The following is an 18,468-nucleotide window of genomic DNA, read 5'->3' as shown; positions in this document are numbered from 1 at the left end:
CGGCAGGGTTGGCGGAACACGCCGGCCCGGCATGCTCAGCGCACCAACCGGGGCACCGAGGCGCCGGATGCCGCGTGTCCGGCGGCCGCGAACGCGGCATCCGTCTCGCGCAACACCCGCAGCACGTTGGCGCCGGCAAGAGCCGCGAGGTCGGCGGCCGACCAGTCGCGCCGGGCCAACTCGGACAGCAGCGCCGGGTAACCGTCGACGCCTTCGAGGCCGGCAGGGAACTCGTCGGTGCCGTCGAAGTCGCCTCCGAGGCCGATGTGGGCCATTCCGGCGACGCGGCGGGCGTGTTCGACGTGGTCGGCGACATCCGTCAGCGTCACGACCGGCGCCGGCCCGGCCCGGTCGCCCTCGAACCAGACCGAGTAGTCCTCGGACAGGAATTGGGGCACGAAGGTGAGCATGAGCACCCCGCCGTTGGCGGCCAGTCGGCACAGCACGTCGTCGGGCACATTGCGGGGGTGGTCACTGAGGGCCCGGCAGGAGCTGTGACTGAAGATGACGGGCGAGTCGGACGCGTCCAACGCCGCGTGCGCCGTGGCCGGGGAGACGTGCGAGAGGTCGACCAGCATGCCCAGCCGGTTGAGTTCGTGCACGTAGTCGACGCCGCGGGGTGTGAGGCCACCGTGCTCGGGTTCATCGGTGCCCGAGTCGGCCCAGGTCGTGTTGTGCACGTGGGTGAGGGTGAGGTAGCGCACGCCCAGCCGGGCGAACATGCGCAGCGCGGCTGGGGAGTCGTTGAGGCTGTATCCGCCCTCGGCGCCGAGCAGGGAGGCGATGCGCCCGATCGCTCGGGCGGCCTCCACGTCGGCGGCACTGCGCGCGATGCCGAAGTCGTCGGGGTAGCGCGCGGCGAGGCGGTAGACCCAGTCGATCTGCTCAAGCGTGCCCTGCACGGCGTCGGCGCCTGTAAGGTCGTCGCTGACGTAGACCGACCAGAACTGCGCTCCGACCTGCCCTGCCCGCAGCCTGGCGATGTCGGTGTCGGTGGACAGACCGCCCCCGAGACCCTCCACGGAGTAGTCGCGGCTCTGCCGGCACTCCCACGCCCAGTCGTTGTGGCCGTCGATCAGCGGGGCCAGGGCCAGCGCCTGCTCCACGACGACGGATGCCGCGGCGGGCGCGGACGGAACCGGTGTGCTCATGCCCCCACGCTAGTGCCGGCCGGCACGGGCGGGGAGCGGAAGCCACCTACAGTTGAACGGGAACTGGTGAACCGGCTTAGTCGAGGCTCGGCATGCCCCCGACGGCCTGAATCAGACTTGGACCAGTTAGGACCCCCTCTCATGATGGGTGCACACCATGCCATGACCGGCGCCGCCGCCTGGATCGCCGTCACGGCGACCGCCGGGCACGGCCTCGGGCTCTTTCCTGTGACGCCCGTCGGCACGATCGCCGGCTCGCTGCTCTGCGCCGGGGCGGCCCTCCTCGCCGACGCCGACCACAACTCGGCCACCATCTCGCAATCCGTCCCCGTGCTCGGCCGGCTCGTCACCACGGGGATCTCCCGGGCCTCCGGCGGCCACCGGCACGGCCTGCACAGCCTGCTCGGCCTGTTCTCGGCGTGGCTGCTCGCCACCGTGATCGGTCTGGTGCTCTGGGAGCCCGTCTGGGCCACGGAACCGGTGCGCGTCGGCCCGGCCCTGATGAGCGCCGCGGCGATCGCGTTTGCGGCCAAGGTGCTCGGCCTCTCGAAGCAGTCGTGGGGGCTGGCCTGGGCAATCGGCTTCGCCGTGGCGGCTTTCATCGCCGTTTTCGCCCCGGAGCAGCACTCGTGGTTCGTGATCTGCTTCACACTGGGCTACGGCGTGCACCTTCTGGGCGACCTGCTCACCACCGGCGGGCTGCCCCTGTTCTGGCCGTGGATCCCGAAACCGCCCAGATGGTGGTGCCGGGTGCCGGTGCTCGAGAATCTGTGGTCATCGGGCGGCTACCTGTCCGTGCCGGTGCTGGGCAACGCCGGCTCCCTGCGGGAGTGGCTGCTGCTGATCCCGGTCACCGCCTATGCGGGCTACGGCGTGCTGTTCGCGCTGCTGGAGACCTGGGGCGTCAACCTGGAGGCCGCGCTGGTGGACATTGCCGGGGCGCTGCCCCTGTAGCGGGGCAGAAGACGCCGGGACATCCGTCGGTCGCCCCTGTTCACCTCGTAGGCTGGAGGCATGGGACTGCGTAATCGGCTGACGGATCTGCAGATGAAGACGATGAGCGTGCTGCACCGCGCGGTGCTGACGGCCTCCGGCGGGCGCCTGCTCGCCTCGTTCGGGTCGATGCCGGCGGTCGAGCTGCACACCATCGGCCGCTCCAGCGGCAAGCGTCGCACGACGATGCTCACCGCCCCCGTGCACGGGCACCAACGCTTCGTGCTGATCGCCTCGAAGGGCGGCGACGACCGCCACCCGCAGTGGTATCTCAACCTGGTCGCGAACCCCGACGTCGAGCTGACCGTGCGCGGCACCACCCTGAAGCTGCGGGCGCGAACCGCGTCCCCCGCGGAAAAAGCCGAGCTGTGGCCGCAGATCGTGGCGGCCTATCGGGGCTACGACGGCTACCAGCAGAAAACCGGCCGTGATATCCCGGTCGTGATCTGCGAGCCCCGGCCGCGCTGACCCGAACCCGGGCCAACGCCGCTCGGTGACTCAGACCAGGGCGACCGGCTCGATCAACACCTTCGGGAACACCGGCGGATGCACGCCCGCCATCTCCTCGAGCACCCGGATGACCTGGCAGCTGTACCCGTATTCGTTGTCGTACCAGACGTACAGCACGGCCTTCGTGTCGGTGCAGATGGTGGCCAGGCCGTCGACGATGCCGGCCCGGCGGGAGCCGAGGAAGTCGCTGGAGACCACCTCGGGCGAGTCGATGTAGTCGATCTGCTTGTGCAACTCGGAGTGCAGCGACATGGTGCGCAGGTAGGTGTTGAGCTCGTCCTTGGTGGTGCCCTGCGTGAGGGTGAGGTTGAGGATCGCCATCGACACGTCGGGCGTGGGCACCCGGATGGCGTTGCCGGTGAGCTTGCCGGCCAGCTCGGGCAGCGCCTTGGCGACGGCCTTCGCGGCCCCTGTCTCGGTGATCACCATGTTCAGGGCGGCGCTGCGCCCGCGGCGGTCGCCCGAATGGAAGTTGTCGATCAGGTTCTGGTCGTTGGTGAACGAGTGCACCGTCTCCACATGGCCTTCCCGGATACCGAAGCGGTCGTTCACGGCCTTGAGCACGGGCGTGATCGCGTTGGTGGTGCAGGATGCCGCCGTGATGATGGTGTCGTCCGCGGTGATGGCGTCGTGGTTGATGCCGTGCACGATGTTCTTCAGCGCGCCCTTGCCCGGAGCCGTGAGCAGCACCCGGGCGACACCCGGGCAGGCCAGGTGCTGGCGGAGTCCGTCGGCGTCGCGCCAGCGTCCCGTGTTGTCGACCACGACAGCGTTCTGGATGCCGTATCGGGTGTAGTCGACGGTGGCCGGGTCGCTCGAGTAGATGACCTGAATCAGCGTGCCGTTGGCGAGGATCGTGTTGCCCACCGGGTCGACGGTGATGGTGCCCTCGAATGGTCCGTGCACCGAGTCGCGGCGCAGCAGGCTCGCCCGCTTGACGATGTCGTTGTCCGACCCGCGGCGCACCACGATGGCCCGCAGGCGCAAACCCTGTCCCCCGCCGGCGTGGTCGATCAGGATGCGCGCGAGGAGACGTCCGATCCGGCCGAAGCCGTACAGCACGACATCCGTGCCCGCGGTGACGAAGTCACCCTGCCGGTCGACGACATCCGCCAGCTCGGCCCGGAGGAATTCCTCCCGGCCGCGCCCGGCACCCTCGAGTTTGTAGGTCATGGCCAGCCGGCCGAGGTCGATCGACGCGGTCCCGAGCCGGAGGGTGCTGAGGGTCTGCAGCAGCGGCAGGGTCTCCTCCAGGGGCAGTTCCACATCGTCGATGTGGCGCGCGAAGCGGTGCGCCTTGAGCAGTCCGATCACCGACTGGTTGACCAGTCCCCGGCCGTGCACGCTCGTGACGACGTGATTTTCCCGATACAGACGGCCGATCAAGGGGATCATCTCTTCAGCGAGTGCCTCCCGGTTGATCCACGAGGCCAGAGCGCGATCAGATTCCTGAAGCAAAAGACATACCCTTCGTTCTCGACCGCATCGTTGCGCCGAGTGTGCAGACCCCCAGGCCTGAGTCTTCGTTGTGCTACTCGTCGAGCGCGAGTTCCTTCGGCAGTTCGAACTCCTTGGACGCGAGTTCCTCGACGTTGACGTCTTTGAAGGTCAGCACCCGCACCGACTTCACGAACCGGTCGGAACGGTAGACGTCCCAGACCCAGACATCTTTCATGGTCAATTCGAAGTAGAAGTCGTGCTCCGTGTCACGGCGCACCAGCTCGACCTCGTTCGCGAGATAGAAGCGTCGTTCGGTCTCGACGACGTACTGAAACTGCCCCACAACGTCTCGGTACTCGCGGTACAGGGCCAGCTCGACCTCGCGGTCGTAGTCCTCGAATTCATCTTCTTCCATGGTTCCTCAATCCTACGCTGTGATCTTCAGCCAGGATTTGCGATGCAGCAGGGTGGGTCCGAGCAGGGCGATCGCCGCCATGTGGGCGGGGCTGCCGTAGCCCTTGTTGCCGGCCCACTCGTAGCCGGGCGTCACGGCATCCGCCTCGATCATCAGAGCGTCGCGGTGCACCTTCGCGATCACGGATGCCGCGGCCACCGACGCGCAGTCCTGGTCGGCCCGCACGCGGGTCACCACGTTGAGCGGAGTGCTCAGTGCCCTGTTCAGCCAGTCGTCGTTGCCGTCCAAAAGCACCACGGCGCCGGTGATGTCGACCCCGGCCGCGAACAGCTGCGCGAGGGCCCGCTTGCCGGCCAGGCCGAGCGCGGCGATGATGCCCAGTCGGTCGACCTCCAGCGGCGTCGCGAGGCCGACCGCTGAGTGCAGCGCCCAGGCGACAGCCAGCGGCGCAAGGAGCCCGCGCCGGGGTTCACTGAGCATCTTGGAGTCGCGCAAACCGGCCGGGAAGGCCGAAGCTGAGGCGTTGACGACGGCCACACCTACCCCCACCGGACCGGCAAGGGCGCCGCGGCCGACCTCGTCGACGCCGATCACGCAGGTCGCCCCGGCGGCCAGCAACGCCCGTTCGACGTCGAGGGTCGGATCCACGACCATTCCCTACCTCGTCTCCGTGGGGACGCCCTGGAAGACCTCCGGGTAGTCGTCGAGCCAGGACCAGCGCGCGGTCGGCCAGCTGATCACGAGGGCGCGCCCGACGACGTTGTCGATGGGCACGAACCCCTTGCCGGGGGTCTCGGTGTTGTAGCGGGAGTCCTTGGAGTTGTAGCGGTTGTCACCCATCACCCAGAGCGAGCCGTCCGGCACGACGATGTCGAAGTCGTCCTGCGAAACGCTCGTCTCCCCGGTCGGCAGAGACACATAGGGTTCGGACAGAGGCACGTCGTTGACGCTCATCTGGCCGAGCGGGTTGCAGCAGGTGACGTGGTCGCCCGGCAGCCCGATGACGCGTTTGATCAGGTGGTCGTTGCTGTCCGGCGCCGATAGCCCCACCGCGGCCATGACCCAGTCCACGGCGGCGATGACGGCGTTCTGCTCGAGGGGCGCCTGCGGCAGCAGCCAGCCGCCCGGATCCCGGAACACGACGACGTCGCCGCGTTCGACCGGGATCAGTTTCGGTTCGAGCTGGTTCACGATGATCCGGTCGTTGATCAGGAGGGTGGTCTCCATCGACCCGGAGGGAATGTAGAACGAGCGCACCAGGAACGTCTTGATCAGGAACGAGATGAGCAGCGCCACCACGAAGATGACCAGCAGGTCACGTATAAAGAGTGCAACGCCGCGCTTCTTGCGCTTTGTTTCTGTTCCCTGGCGATTGGATCGCGTGGGCAGAGAATTATCTGTCATTAAACCGCCTGAGCTCCTGACCCAGTGTACGGGTGAGGAGCTCAGGGGGAATTCAGCGCAAGCTGGAAGTCGACTGCGACGGGTGTTAGTCGCGCTTCTCCTTGATCTTGGCCTTCTTGCCGCGCAGGTTGCGCAGGTAGTACAGCTTCGCGCGACGCACGTCACCACGGGTGACGACCTCGATGCGGTCGATCACCGGGGAGTGCACCGGGAAGGTACGCTCGACGCCGACCTGGAAGCTGACCTTGCGTACGCAGAACGTTTCGCGCACGCCTTCGCCGGAGCGTCCGATGACGACTCCCTGGAAGACCTGCACACGAGAGCGAGCGCCCTCAACGATGTTGACGTGGACCTTGACGGTGTCGCCGGCGCGGAACGCCGGAATGTCCTTGCGGAGGGATGGGGCATCCACCTGGTCGAGAATATGCATACTGTTCGCTCTCTGTATCCGCCACAGGACGACTACGGCTTATGCGATCCGACCCGCGAGGCGAGCGAATCAGCAAATGAATGAGTGTGTTTCGTGCCGATACCTTGCAGCTCCCCTGTGGCAGAGGCTTGCCACGGCACAAGCGATGATTATGTCACGAAACGCACCATGCCCGCAAAAGCTGGGTGAAGGTCAGGCCTCCGGCGCCTGACCGTGCTTCTTCCCGGATTCCTTCTTCTCGAACGACTCCCCGGGCGGGCGGAGTGAATGCTCGCGCACGATGATGACGGAGGGATCCGGCGTGGGGATGAAACCGTCGGTCGGCGGCAGCGTGGGCGGCACGGTCGGCAGGAACGCGGGGCCCCTCGCCGTCTCCTCGACCAGGAGCATCATGGCCCGCATGCTGCGGCGGGCGGCGGCGATCAGCTCCCAGATGGCGAACCAGAACGCGCCGATTCCGACCACGATCACCAGCGCGGCGAGGCCCGGCGCGACGTCGTAGGTAAAGCCCATGCCCACGATCAGGGCGTGCCAGAGCGTGAGGATGCCCACGTCGGCCCACGACACCATGCGGGTGCTGCGCACCTCGGTGCGGGCGAAGAAGATCAGGCTCACGGTGAGCAGGCCCACACCGACCACGAGGCCGCCGAAGAAGCTGCCGACCACGTCCCAGCCGCCGCTGCCGTAAACGGAGGCGCCGACCAGGAGCCACGCCGGAAGCACGAGGACGGCAATGAACTGCCAGTAGTAGAAGAACCTGCGTACGAACACGAAACCAGACTACCCGGGCGACCTGCTCCGGCGAGCTCAGTTCGCTGGCGGCAGAAGGTCCGGGCGCACCCGGGCCGTGCGCAAGAATTGCTGCTCCCGCCGCCACGCCGCGACGGCGCCGTGGTTGCCACTGAGCAACACCGACGGAACGTCGAGGCCGCGCCAGGCCGCGGGCTTCGTGTAGCTCGGATATTCGAGGAGGCCGTCCTCGTGGGATTCCTCGACAAGGCTTTCCGGGTTGCCGACGACCCCCGGGATCAGACGACCGACGGCCTCGATCATGGCCATCACGGCCACCTCTCCCCCGTTGAGCACGTAGTCGCCGAGACTGACCAAGCGCACCCGGCCGTCCTGCTCGAAGTGGTCGAAGACCCGCTGGTCGATGCCCTCGTAGCGTCCGCAGCCGAAGATGAGGTTCGATTCCTCGGCCAACTCCCGGGCCATGGCCTGCGTGAACAAATCCCCAGCCGGGGACGGGAAGATCAGGAGCGGACTGGCATCCGTCGCCGTCGTTTCGGGCATGACGGACGCATCCGGCGGCTCGGCACCCGGGTGCACGTCGGTGAGGATCGCGTCGATCGCGTCACCCCATGGCTCCGGCTTCATCACCATGCCGGCGCCGCCGCCGTAGGGCGTGTCGTCGACGGAGTGGTGCCGGTCGTGGGTGTGGTCGCGCAGGTTGTGCACCCGAAGGTCGATCAGCCCCGATTGCCGGGCCTTGCCGACCAGGGAGACGTCGAGGACGGAGAAGAACTCCGGAAAGATCGTGATGATGTCGATACGCACGGGAGAAGTCTACGAGCGAACGAGCGTGGGTTCGGCAGGCTCGGTCGCCTCGGCGGCCACCTCCGCGTCGACGTCGACTGCTTCACCGGATGCCGGGGCGCGGTTCACATGGGTACGGTGCGAGAAGTAGATTGGCAGCGCGGTGAAGAGGATGGCGCCCAGGACGTTGCCGAGGAGCACCGGGGCCTGGTTCCATACCCACCACTGCCCGACCGTGACGTCGGCGCCGAGCATGATGCCGGCCGGGATCGCGAACATGTTGACGATCGCGTGCTCGAGGCCGAGGCTGAAGAAGGTCGTCACCGGCAGCCACATCGCGAGGATCTTGCCCCCCGTGGACTTGGACGTATAGAACATGATGGTGCCGATGGCGACCATCCAGTTGCAGAGCATGGCCTTGATGATCACGACAAGGATGCCGCCGGCACCGACCGCCTCGTAGGGCAGCACCTTGTGCTCGGCGAGGTCGATGATGGCCTGGACCATCGGGTCGGACATGTCCGTGCCCAAGTAAGTGATCGACGTCGTGTAGAGGAAGGCGTACAGTCCGGCCCCGAAGAGGTGGGCGAGAATGACCACGAAGAAGTTCCTGAGTCCCCGGGTGACCGTCGTGCGCCTTTCCATGATCGCAAGCGGGACAAGGGCGAAGCTACCGGTGACCAGCTCGAGGCCCAATAGCAGGATCATCGCGAATCCGACCGGGAAGAGCACGGCCCCGACGATCGGCAGCCCGGTCTGGGCCGTGGCGGTTAAGGCGACGGTCGTGGCCGCTCCGAGAATCGCCCCGGCAAGCGCACCCCGCATCACCATTTGCCCCAGGGTCAGTTGCGTTTTAAGCATGCCGGAGTGAGTGATGTCATCGACGAGTTGGCTCGGTTTAACGTACGACATGCGACGGTGCTCCAATAAGAGGTCTGCCGCGTCGTGACGAGGTGGGGAGCCGGTCGGGCGCGGCGCGCCTCTCCCCGAGGAGGTGTTTCAGCTCCGGCCGGGGGCTCCGTCAACCTCGGCCTGGGGTTCTGATTCAGTTTCGGGGGCAGCCGTGGCTGCGGTGTTGTCACTATTGTCGACGTTGTCATCGTCGTCGTCCGGTTCCTCCGGGAGCTCTTCGAGCAAGCCGGGAGGCGGGGTGATGGTGACGATGCCGGTCGTGATGTCGACGGAGGGCACGATGGCCTTCACGAATGGGATCATGACCTCGGCGGCGGGGGTCTTCACGATCAACAGGTCCTGCGCGGGAAGGTGCTCCAGCCGCGCGATGGTTCCGATCTGGACGCCGTCGCGCACGACGGAGAGGCCGATCAACTGGTGGTCGTACCAGGCGTCTTCTTCGCCGGACTGTTCCGCGTCGTCTTGGTCGATCCAGAGGATCGCCTTGGCGAGGGCTTCGGCCGCTTCACGGTCGGGGACATCCTTGAAGAAGCCGACCGCGTGCTGGTTGTACCAGCGGAGCTCGACGAGCTCGATTTTCTTGCCGTGCCAGGGTGAACCCGTGGGCACCTGCAGGGTGAACACGGCGCCCGGGACGAAACGACGTCCCGGGTCATCCGTGAACAATTCCAGCTTGATCGCGCCCTTGAGACCGTGCGCCTTGGTCAGGCGCCCCACCCTCAACTGGCTGCGCGGAGTCGTACTGTCGTTCACCGAACTCATATCCAACTACTCATTTACCAGTTCAGAAATCGGTGTCGACGACGTCAACGCGCACGCGCCGGCCGTCGGCCAGCGCGGCCACGAGGGTGCGCAGTGCCTTTGCGGTGCGCCCGGAACGCCCGATCACGCGGCCGAGGTCTTCGGGGCTCACACGAACCTCGAGAACCTCGCCCCGTGGGGACGTCTGGGTCACAACATGCACATCGTCCGGGTGATCGACGATCCCCTTGACAAGATGCTCGAGCGCGGGAGCGAGCAAAATTACGCCTTGTCCTCTTCGGTTGCCTCCGCGGCAGCCTCGGTCTCCTTGGGTGCCTCTTCCTTGGCCACAGGCTTGACGGCCTTCGGCTTCAGAACCGGCTTCTTCTTCTCGTCGGCGACGAACGGAGCCTTCGGCTCCTTGAACTTCACGGTACTGACGGCGTTCTTGTCACCCTTGAAGATGCCCCAGTCGCCGGTCAGCTTGAGGAGAGCCTCAACCTGCTCTGTCGGCTGTGCTCCAACGCCCAGCCAGTACAGGGCACGCTCGGACTTGACCTCGATGACGGAGGGCTCCTGCGTGGGGTGGTAGATGCCGATCTCTTCGATGACACGACCATCGCGCTTGGTGCGCGCGTCGGCAACGACGATGCGGTAGTACGGTGCACGGATCTTGCCCATGCGCTTCAAACGAATTTTGACAGCCACAATTCTCCTGTGTATTTGATTTTTGGCGAACTGAGGGCCGTGAGCGTGGGGGCACACTCGGCACAAGCTCAATAAGGTTTTTTCCTGCGCCTGAGTAGAGGGTCGGACGCAAGAGAACTCGACTAATCATTCTGTCAGACATCGACGACTTTCTGATAATCGACCGGCTGGGCGGCGCGGTCATCACCGGACCCGCGTCCGGCTGGGGCGCCGCTTCGCCAATCGGTGTCAGGATTGTCACACAACCACGCCCGAAGGGGTGAACCAGGATCGGAAGGACCGCGCATGGGGATCGAATTTGCCCGGTCGAAACGGTCAACCATTGGCATCGAGTGGGAACTCGCCCTCGTCGACCGCGAGTCGGGTGACCTGGTCTGCCTGGCCGAAGAGGTGCTGACGGCTCTGGCCGCGCCCGACGGCACGCCGCATCCGCACATCACCGGGGAATTGCTCCTGAACACGGTCGAACTCGTGTCGGGGGTGCACCATACAGTTGCGGGCGCCGTCACGGATGTCGCCGTCCAGGTTGACGAGGTGCGCGCCATCACGGATCCGCGGGGCGTCGAACTCATCTCTAGCGGATCGCATCCGTTCAGCCAGTGGTTCGACCAGAAGGTCACGGACGAGGCCCGCTACCAGCGGTTGATCGACCGCACCCAGTGGTGGGGCCGCAACATGATGATCTGGGGCATCCACGTGCATGTGGGGATCGAGGACAAGGCCAAGGTCATCCCGATTTTGAACGGCCTGCTCGGCTACCTGCCGCACCTGCAGGCCCTGTCGGCGTCGAGCCCGTTCTGGGCCGGCGTGAACACGGGCTACGCCTCCAACCGCGCCCTCATGTTCCAGCAGTTGCCCACCGCCGGCCTGCCGTGGATCCTGCAGGACTGGGAGGCCTGGGAGCGCTACGTGGCCGATATGACGGCCACCGGGGTGATCGAGGATGCGACCGAGGTGCGCTGGGACATCCGTCCTTCGCCGCGATGGGGAACCATCGAGGTGCGCGCCTGCGACGGCGTGTCCACGACGGAGGAACTCGGCGCCATTGCCGCGTTCATCCAGTGCCTGGTCGACTGGATGTCTGGGCGTCTCGACGCCGGCGAGACGGTCGGGCCGATGCAGCCGTGGTTCGTTCGTGAGAACAAATGGCGGGCCGCTCGCTACGGCCTGGACGCCGAGATCATCACGGATGCCGCGGGCGCCGAAAGCCTGGTGACCGACGATGTGCGCCGGCTGATCGGCATCCTCTCCCCCGTCGCCGAGCGTCTGGGCTGCCTGGACGAGCTGCAGAGCCTGAACCGGATCATCACCGCGGGTGCGAGCTACCAGCGGCAGCTGCGCGTCGCCGAGGCGCACGGCGGCAGCCTGCCGGCCGTCGTGAAGTCGCTGACCCGCGAACTCCGCACGGGCCTCCCCGCATAGCTGACTGAGCCCTCATGGCCGTGGACGATGCGGGATCGCGGCTTGGGGGTTCCGAGCCGGGTGTTCGTGATGTCGACGCAGGCAGGCAGTGGACCGTGACGCGGGATGTGAGTGCGTTCCGGCCACCGTGTCTCTCGGGTCCGCGGCCCTGCAGCAACTCCGTCGCCAACGAATTCGACGGCGATTTTGGCGGAATCGGCCCGTCACACACCGAAAAACCCGTTTCACACCAAAATCTCCGTCGAATTGGTTCACCACCGAAGCCGGCGTTCCGCCTGTGGTGATCAGCGTCCACGTGGTGCGGGCAGGACTGACCTTCCGGGAGCGATACCACCACTCGATTAGGACTCACGCATCTCGGGTGCAGCCCGTCTCAAGCGCGTTTTTTGTATCACGCCAGGCGAGCCAGTCAGTGAGCGAGGCCAGGTCGTAGTGCGGGCCGGACAGCCCAAGGGTGAACAGGCGGGCGCCTAGGTCGTAGAGCTCGTCGGCCTCGGTCACGGTGCGGGCCCGCAGCTCGGTGGAGATCTCGATCTCGGAGAGGTCCCGGCCCACCGTGTCACACCACTTCGAGAGCACGCCGAGCTTGTGCTCGAGCACCGCGGGAGTGGAAAACGAATGCCAGATGTCCGCATGTCTCGCCACGATCCGGAGGGTCTTCTTCTCGCCCCCGCCGCCGATCAGCACCGGGATGTCGCGCAGGGGCGGCGGGTTCAGCTTCGTCCAGCGCGCCTCGATCCGCGGGAGGTCGGCTTCGAGGGCGTCCAGGCGGGTGCCCGCGGTGCCGAACTCGAAGCCGTACTCGTCGTAGTCGCGCTCGAACCAGCCGGAGCCGGTGCCGAAGATGAACCGGCCGCCGCTGATGTGGTCGATGGTGCGCGCCATGTCGGCCTGCAGGTCGGGGTTGCGGTAGCCGTTGCAGTTGACCAGCGCGCCCAGCTCGATGGTGGAGGTCTGCTCCGCCCAGGCCGCGAGGAGCGTCCAAGACTCGAAGTGGAGGCCGTTCTTCTCGCCGGAGAGCGGAAAGAAATGGTCCCAGTCGAACGCGATGTCCGTGCCCAGGGCCTCGACCTCCGCCACGGTCACTCGGATCTTCGGATAGAGGGCGTGCTGCGGGGCGATTTGCACACCGATACGCACTCGGTCGGCCCTGGGGGAAGGCGTGGAGGAAGGCGTGGAGGAAGGCGTGGAGGAGGTCATGCGCTCATCCTAAACCGGCGGCCGGGGGCATCCGCAGCGCAGTCAGCGGCTCAGCGTTTGCGGCGCAGTGTCATCGACCGAGCATCTTCTGCAGGGCGGCCATCTCGTCTTCGGTGGGACCGCCCGCCTTCCTGGCGCCGCCGAGGCCGAAGCCCGTGCCGCCGCCCGCACCGGGGCCCGCGCCAGCGGGCTTCTCACCGGACGCGATCGCCAGGTTCTCCGCCGCGCGCTTGGCCGGGTTGCCCGACTTCGAGCCCTTCTTCTTGGGCTGCGGCTTGCCACGGCCGCCGCCGCCCATGCCGCCGGGGACCGGGCCCATGCCGGGGATGTTGGGCATGCCGCCCTTGGCGACCGTCTTCATCATCTTGGCGGCCTGCTCGAATCGCGACACGAGCTGGTTGACCTCGGTCACGGTCGATCCGGCGCCGCGGGCGATGCGCAGCCGACGGGATCCGTTCAACAGCTTCGGGGTGGTGCGCTCGGCCTTGGTCATCGACTGGATGATGGCCTCGGTGCGCACGATCTCGCGCTCGTCGAAGTTCTCGAGCTGCTGCTTCATGGCGCCGGCGCCGGGGAGCATGCTCATCATCTTCTTGATCGAACCCATGTTGCGCAGCTGCTGCATCTGCCCGAGGAAGTCGTCGAGGGTGAAACTGTCGGTGGAGAACTTCTCCGCCATCTTGCGTGCTTCGTCTTCGTCGAAGGCACCCTGCGCCTGCTCGATCAGGGTGAGGATGTCACCGAGGTCGAGGATGCGGCTGGCCATGCGGTCGGGGTGGAACGGCTCGAAGTCGTCGAGGCTCTCACCGGTCGACGCGAACATGATCGGACGGCCGGTGATCGAGGCCACGGACAGGGCCGCACCGCCGCGCGCGTCGCCGTCGAGCTTGGAGAGCACCACGCCGGTGAAGTCGACGCCGTCCTGGAACGCCTTGGCGGTGGCCACCGCGTCCTGGCCGATCATGGCGTCGATCACGAAGAGCACTTCGTCGGGGTCGATGGCCGTGCGGATGTCCGCGGCCTGCTTCATCATCTCCGCGTCGACGCCGAGGCGTCCGGCGGTGTCGACGATGACCACGTCGTGCATCTTCTGCTGCGCGTACTTGACGCCGTCGCGGGCGACCTTGACCGGGTTGCCGACGCCGTTGCCGGGCTCGGGCGCGTAGACGGGCACGCCCGCCTGGGCGCCGACGACCTCGAGCTGGGTGACCGCGTTCGGGCGCTGCAGGTCGGCCGCGACCAAAATCGGGGTGTGGCCGTCTTTCGCGAGCCACTTCGCGAGCTTGCCGGCGAGGGTGGTCTTACCGGCACCCTGGAGGCCGGCGAGCATGATGATGGTCGGCGGCTTCTTGGCGAATTCGAGTCGGCGCTGCTGACCGCCGAGGATCTCGACGAGCTCCTCGTTGACGATCTTGACGACCTGCTGGGCCGGGTTCAGCGCCTTGCTGACCTCGTCGCCGAGGGCACGCTCGCGCACCTTGCCGGTGAAGTCCTTGACCACCTCGAGGGCGACGTCGGCGTCGAGCAGTGCGCGCCGGATCTCGCGCACGGTGCCGTCGACATCCGCCGCGCTGAGCTTGCCCTTGGTGCGGAGATTCTTGAACGTCTCGGCCAGGCGATCTGAGAGGTTTCCAAAAGTAGCCATAATGCGTTTAGTTTAACCGGTCGCGGAGCCTACGTTTGTTCGGGTGCGCAAACCGCATCCGAAGCCAGGAGTCACCATGTCCGTTGTCGTCGTCGCCGTACTCACCCCGAAGCCCGGTCGCAGCCAGGAGCTCCTGGACGCGTTCGCCGTGGTCTCCCCCACGGTGCACGCCGAGACCGGCTGCGAACGGTATGCCGCGCACACCGACGGTGACCTGGTGGTCATGGTCGAGCGCTGGGCCAGCGTCGCCGACCTCGCGGTGCACGCGACCGGCGCGGGAATCACCGAACTTGGTGCGCTCACCGATGACGCACTGGCCGCCCCCACGGACGTCAAGGTGCTGCAGAACGTGCCGTTCGGCGACCCGGCCAAGGGCACCATCCAGTAGGGAGCACCGACGTCCGACCGGACTGCTGCGCTACTGCTCGACGGCGATCAGCACGGGGTCGCCGTGCACGTCGATCGTGACCACGAGCAGGGCGTCGGTGTCATCGGGGCTGATCGAGTACTCGAGCACCGCGAAGTGCTCCTCGCTACGGAAGTGGTGCGGGTGGAAACCGATCCGCTGCAGCTGGATGGAGCGCAGGAAATCGATTTGTTTGTCGCCCGAATCCCAGATCAGGGCGTCGTCGAGAACCTCGGGATCCATTTCGTCGAGTTCGGTCGTGATGTATGCGCCCGTCACCGAGCCCTCCTTGCTGAGGTCGGCCACGAGCGATTCGCGGGCCTGCGAATCGAGTCCCTCGATGTCGTTGACCATGGCCGCCGCAATGTCGAGCGCTTCGGCCGAGACGGACTCCTCGTCGGGGGAGCTGAGGTCGATCTGCACGTCCTGGTCGCCCAGTTCGGCCGAATCCGACCAGTAGACCTCGCCAGCATCGTCACTGCCGAGAATTCCGAAGAAATCGTGTTCGATGGTCATGACTGTCCTATCCGACGAGTTTTTGTGCGAAAACGTGCGGCGTGAAACCGGTGAGGTCGTTGATGCCCTCGCCCTGGCCCACGAGCTTGATCGGGATGCCGGTCTTCTCCTGCACGGCGAGCACGAAGCCGCCCTTGGCGGATCCGTCCAGTTTGGTGAGCACGAGCCCGGTCACGCCGGCATGCTGGATGAAGGCCTCGGCCTGGGCCAGTCCGTTCTGGCCGGTCGTCGCGTCGAGCACGAGGAGCACCTCGGCGATCGGGGTCTGCTTCTCGATCACCTTGCGGATCTTGGTGAGCTCGTCCATCAGGCCGCCCTTGGTCTGCAGCCGCCCGGCGGTGTCGATGATCACGATCTCCGTGCCGTCTTTCATGGCCCGCTCGACGGTCTGGAAGGCGACGGATGCCGGGTCCTGGCCGTGGGCCTGCGGCCGCACGATGTCGGCGCCCGCCCGTTCGGCCCAGGTTGCCAGCTGTTCCACGGCGGCCGCACGGAACGTGTCTGCCGCCCCGATCAGCACGCTGCGGTTGTAGGTGCGCAGGAACTTCGCGAATTTGCCGATCGTGGTGGTCTTGCCGACGCCGTTGACGCCGACGACGAGCACGACGGCAGGCCGCGCGCTGAGGTTGAGGGTGGAGTCGAGCTTGGAGAGCCGTTCCTCGAGGCCTTCGCGCAGCATCCGTTGCAGGTCGGTCGGGTCGGTCGTGTTGTACCTGGCGACCTTGGCCCGCAGGTCGGCCACGACCGCCTCCGTGATGCTGGGACCGAAGTCGGCCTGGATGAGCGCGTCTTCGAGGTCTTCCCAGGTTTCGGCGTCGATGAGCTTCTTCGCGAACATGCCGCGCAGTGCGCCGGAGAGAGACCAGGGGGTGCGTTCTGCCATACCTACAGCCTATGGCTCGCGCGGTATCTGCGCCGCTGCGCCCCAGGTGTGCCTCGCGCGAAGCGGCGCAGCCGGCGCGTACCGAGCGGTGGACCTCCGAACCGATGGTGCGGACCGGGAGCGGCACCGCCCCGATAACGCTCGTTCGTGCGATTCGTGCCGTCACACGAGCGACCCGACCCGGCAGAATGACGGGGTGACGGCCCAGACCTCATCCTCTTGTGTCGGCATCGTCCACATCACGGCACGTCCTTCCCGCACGGCCCGGCGGCGGTCGGCAGCCTGATGCGTACGCTGGCGGCCGCGCGGCCGGAGCCGATCGTTGCCCTCGGATTCGTCGATGTGCAGCGCCCGGACACGCCGGAGACCCTCAGCCCGGTGTGAGGGTGTTGTTCTGAGGGACTTTCGGTCCTGGAACGACCACCCGAAAACGAGCAGGAATGTGCAAGCCCCCCGACAGCCGCCCGGACCCGGTCTAGGGTGTCGGCATGGCAGTCAGCACAGGGCCCGAGAGTGTGCGCACCGGGATCAACCGGTGCATCGCGGCGTGCGACGCTCTCGTGACGGTAAGCGAGGACTGCGCGCACGCCTGCCTCCGCATCAAGGGCAACGGCGACATCACCCGCTGCTTCTTCGCCGACCTGGACTGCATCGAGGTGTGTTCGTCGACGAGCCGGCTGCTGTCCTGGCATGCGCGCAAGGACGGGCTGATGACCATCGCGCTGCTGGAAACCTGCCGCGAGGCCGCCCGGGCATCGATCGCGGCCTGCGAGAACATGGCCCGGCTGCATCCGGGCTGGCACACCTGCAGCATGGCCTGCCGCCGGGTGGACGAGGCCTGCGCGCGACTCCTGGCCGTGCTGCGCTAGCGTTCTTCACTCGACAGCGGCGATCAGCGGCGATCAGCGGCGACGTGTCAGGATGCCTGCTCGTCATCCTTCGCGATGCGCTGCCCGACCACGGCCGAGACCCCATCGAGGCGCATCGAGACGCCGTAAAGGGCATCCGCGATCTCCATCGTGCGTTTCTGGTGGGTGATCACGATGAGCTGACTGGTGGCGCGCAGGTCCTCGAAGATAGTCAGCAGCCGGCCGAGGTTGGCGTCGTCGAGGGCAGCCTCGACCTCGTCCATGATGTAGAACGGACTCGGGCGGGCCTTGAAGATGGCGATCAGCAGGGCCACGGCGGCGAGCGAGCGCTCCCCGCCCGACAGCAGCGAGAGCCGCTCGATCTTCTTGCCGGCGGGCTTGACCGAGACCTCGATGCCGGTCGTGAGCAGGCTGTCGGGATCGGTGAGACGGATGCTGCCGCTCCCGCCCGGGAACAGCACCGGGAACACCTCGGCGAACGCCGCCTGGGTGTCGTCGAAGGCGCTGCCGAAGATGGCACCCATCTTCTCGTCGATCTCCTCGATGATGGTGAGCAGGTCGCGGCGCGTGTTGGTGAGGTCGGTGAGCTGCTCAGTGAGGAAGCGGTGCCGCTGCTCGAGCGCGGCAAACTCCTCGAGGGCCAGCGGGTTCACTCGGCCGAGCTGGGCGTAGCGGCGCTCGGCGACGGTCAGGCGGCGCTGTTGGTCGTCCCGGTCGAAGCGGACGGGTTCGGAGGTCGGGTCTGGGCTGTTCTGGACGGCGCCCGGGATCGGCTGGTCGGGCCCGTACTCGGCCACGAGCACGTCTTCGGTCAGACCGAGGTCGCTGACGGCGCGCTCGAGCAGCCCGGACAGGTGCAGCTTCTTCTCGTAGATGGCCAGTTCCAGGCCGTGCACGGTCTCGGTGACGGCCTGCAACCGGGCGCGCAGGGCGCTGTCCTCCCGGCGCAGCGCCGCGATTTCCTCGTTCTGGCTGCTGCGCTCCGCCTCGGCGGTGGCCAGGCGCAGCCTGGCTTCGCTGGCGGAGGCGTCGACCGAGGCAAGCACCAGCGGGAGCGCCTCGGCCACCCGGCTGGCGGCATCCACCTGACGGCGACGGATGACCGCACGCCGGGCTGCCTCCTCGGCCGCCGCCCGCGCGGCAGTCTGCTGTTTCGCGAGCGCGTCGGCCCGCGCCTGCCCGGCGCGCACGCGTTCGCGGGCGGTCTCGGCCTGGAGCCGGGCCTCGACCTCGGCTTCGCGCGCGGCCTCGAGGGCGGCGACGAGCGCGTCGCGAGGTCCGGTATCC

The 18,468-nt window shown here is 67.0% G+C and carries 22 protein-coding genes; 5 read left to right on the top strand and 17 right to left on the bottom strand.

Annotated elements, in window-relative coordinates; all coding sequences use genetic code 11:
- Positions 1-35 precede the first annotated feature (35 nt).
- A complete protein-coding gene (locus E3O28_RS14405) occupies positions 36-1,151 on the bottom strand; it encodes a dipeptidase (RefSeq protein ID WP_134416573.1) in 1,116 nt (371 codons plus the stop codon).
- Between the two features lie 141 nt (positions 1,152-1,292).
- Here E3O28_RS14405 and E3O28_RS14400 point away from each other — a divergent pair, with 141 nt between their 5' ends.
- The gene (locus E3O28_RS14400) at positions 1,293-2,105 is read left to right on the top strand and encodes a metal-dependent hydrolase (RefSeq protein ID WP_104103138.1); all 813 of its coding nucleotides are present in this window, start codon (positions 1,293-1,295) and stop codon (positions 2,103-2,105) included.
- A 60-nt stretch (positions 2,106-2,165) separates the two neighbouring features.
- On the top strand, positions 2,166-2,612 hold the full coding sequence (locus E3O28_RS14395) for a nitroreductase family deazaflavin-dependent oxidoreductase (protein WP_104103135.1): 447 nt from the start codon (positions 2,166-2,168) through the stop codon (positions 2,610-2,612).
- Positions 2,613-2,642: 30 nt separating this feature from the next.
- Here E3O28_RS14395 and E3O28_RS14390 read toward each other — a convergent pair whose 3' ends face one another.
- From E3O28_RS14390 to rpsP, 11 genes are all read right to left on the bottom strand, one after another.
- Positions 2,643-4,112: a glyceraldehyde-3-phosphate dehydrogenase gene (locus E3O28_RS14390; protein WP_134374264.1), complete on the bottom strand. Its 1,470-nt coding sequence runs from the start codon at positions 4,110-4,112 to the stop codon at positions 2,643-2,645.
- Positions 4,113-4,185: 73 nt separating this feature from the next.
- Positions 4,186-4,509 carry a DUF2469 family protein gene (locus tag E3O28_RS14385; RefSeq protein WP_066596196.1) on the bottom strand — a complete coding sequence of 108 codons (324 nt, stop codon included), beginning with the start codon at positions 4,507-4,509 and terminating at the stop codon, positions 4,186-4,188.
- A 12-nt stretch (positions 4,510-4,521) separates the two neighbouring features.
- Positions 4,522-5,163, bottom strand: a complete 642-nt coding sequence (locus E3O28_RS14380) for a ribonuclease HII (RefSeq protein WP_134374266.1) — start codon at positions 5,161-5,163, stop codon at positions 4,522-4,524.
- A 3-nt stretch (positions 5,164-5,166) separates the two neighbouring features.
- A complete protein-coding gene (gene lepB / locus E3O28_RS14375; protein WP_104103128.1) occupies positions 5,167-5,913 on the bottom strand; it encodes a signal peptidase I in 747 nt (248 codons plus the stop codon).
- Positions 5,914-5,998: 85 nt separating this feature from the next.
- Positions 5,999-6,343, bottom strand: a complete 345-nt coding sequence (rplS, locus tag E3O28_RS14370) for a 50S ribosomal protein L19 (RefSeq protein ID WP_104195167.1) — start codon at positions 6,341-6,343, stop codon at positions 5,999-6,001.
- Between the two features lie 192 nt (positions 6,344-6,535).
- Positions 6,536-7,114: an MFS transporter gene (locus E3O28_RS14365; RefSeq protein WP_104103120.1), complete on the bottom strand. Its 579-nt coding sequence runs from the start codon at positions 7,112-7,114 to the stop codon at positions 6,536-6,538.
- Positions 7,115-7,150: 36 nt separating this feature from the next.
- The gene (trmD, locus tag E3O28_RS14360; protein ID WP_104103117.1) at positions 7,151-7,900 is read right to left on the bottom strand and encodes a tRNA (guanosine(37)-N1)-methyltransferase TrmD; all 750 of its coding nucleotides are present in this window, start codon (positions 7,898-7,900) and stop codon (positions 7,151-7,153) included.
- 9 nt (positions 7,901-7,909) lie between these two features.
- On the bottom strand, positions 7,910-8,791 hold the full coding sequence (locus E3O28_RS14355; RefSeq protein WP_134343031.1) for a formate/nitrite transporter family protein: 882 nt from the start codon (positions 8,789-8,791) through the stop codon (positions 7,910-7,912).
- An 87-nt stretch (positions 8,792-8,878) separates the two neighbouring features.
- Entirely contained in the window at positions 8,879-9,544 is a 666-nt protein-coding gene (gene rimM, locus E3O28_RS14350) for a ribosome maturation factor RimM (RefSeq protein ID WP_241973146.1), read from the bottom strand.
- A gap of 31 nt (positions 9,545-9,575) precedes the next feature.
- Entirely contained in the window at positions 9,576-9,812 is a 237-nt protein-coding gene (locus E3O28_RS14345; protein WP_104103108.1) for an RNA-binding protein, read from the bottom strand.
- Between the two features lie 2 nt (positions 9,813-9,814).
- Entirely contained in the window at positions 9,815-10,240 is a 426-nt protein-coding gene (gene rpsP / locus E3O28_RS14340) for a 30S ribosomal protein S16 (RefSeq protein WP_104103105.1), read from the bottom strand.
- A gap of 285 nt (positions 10,241-10,525) precedes the next feature.
- Here rpsP and E3O28_RS14335 point away from each other — a divergent pair, with 285 nt between their 5' ends.
- Positions 10,526-11,662, top strand: a complete 1,137-nt coding sequence (locus tag E3O28_RS14335) for a glutamate--cysteine ligase (RefSeq protein ID WP_104103102.1) — start codon at positions 10,526-10,528, stop codon at positions 11,660-11,662.
- A 348-nt stretch (positions 11,663-12,010) separates the two neighbouring features.
- Here the strand turns inward: E3O28_RS14335 and E3O28_RS14330 are convergent, their stop codons facing one another.
- Positions 12,011-12,862 carry an LLM class F420-dependent oxidoreductase gene (locus E3O28_RS14330; protein WP_134416571.1) on the bottom strand — a complete coding sequence of 284 codons (852 nt, stop codon included), beginning with the start codon at positions 12,860-12,862 and terminating at the stop codon, positions 12,011-12,013.
- Positions 12,863-12,932: 70 nt separating this feature from the next.
- On the bottom strand, positions 12,933-14,507 hold the full coding sequence (ffh, locus tag E3O28_RS14325) for a signal recognition particle protein (RefSeq protein WP_104103097.1): 1,575 nt from the start codon (positions 14,505-14,507) through the stop codon (positions 12,933-12,935).
- Between the two features lie 76 nt (positions 14,508-14,583).
- Between ffh and E3O28_RS14320 the strand changes: the two genes are divergently transcribed.
- Entirely contained in the window at positions 14,584-14,895 is a 312-nt protein-coding gene (locus E3O28_RS14320) for a putative quinol monooxygenase (protein WP_134416569.1), read from the top strand.
- Positions 14,896-14,925: 30 nt separating this feature from the next.
- On the opposite strand, the gene E3O28_RS14315 is transcribed toward E3O28_RS14320, so the two are convergent.
- Together E3O28_RS14315 and ftsY are read right to left on the bottom strand one after the other, a co-directional pair.
- Complete coding sequence (locus tag E3O28_RS14315) at positions 14,926-15,429, bottom strand: DUF2004 domain-containing protein (RefSeq protein ID WP_134416567.1); 504 nt, start codon at positions 15,427-15,429, stop codon at positions 14,926-14,928.
- Between the two features lie 7 nt (positions 15,430-15,436).
- Positions 15,437-16,312: a signal recognition particle-docking protein FtsY gene (gene ftsY, locus E3O28_RS14310; RefSeq protein ID WP_104103088.1), complete on the bottom strand. Its 876-nt coding sequence runs from the start codon at positions 16,310-16,312 to the stop codon at positions 15,437-15,439.
- 488 nt (positions 16,313-16,800) lie between these two features.
- Between ftsY and E3O28_RS14305 the strand changes: the two genes are divergently transcribed.
- Positions 16,801-17,181: a four-helix bundle copper-binding protein gene (locus E3O28_RS14305; RefSeq protein WP_134342632.1), complete on the top strand. Its 381-nt coding sequence runs from the start codon at positions 16,801-16,803 to the stop codon at positions 17,179-17,181.
- Between the two features lie 47 nt (positions 17,182-17,228).
- Here E3O28_RS14305 and E3O28_RS14300 read toward each other — a convergent pair.
- Positions 17,229-18,468 (bottom strand): AAA family ATPase (locus E3O28_RS14300; protein WP_166784842.1); only part of this gene is annotated, 1,240 nt, incomplete at its 5' end.

The sequence above is a fragment of the Cryobacterium sp. TMT2-14 genome (assembly GCF_004402465.1).
GTDB classification, from domain to species: Bacteria; Actinomycetota; Actinomycetes; order Actinomycetales; family Microbacteriaceae; genus Cryobacterium; species Cryobacterium sandaracinum.
This window is presented reverse-complemented; position numbering and strand designations above follow the sequence as displayed.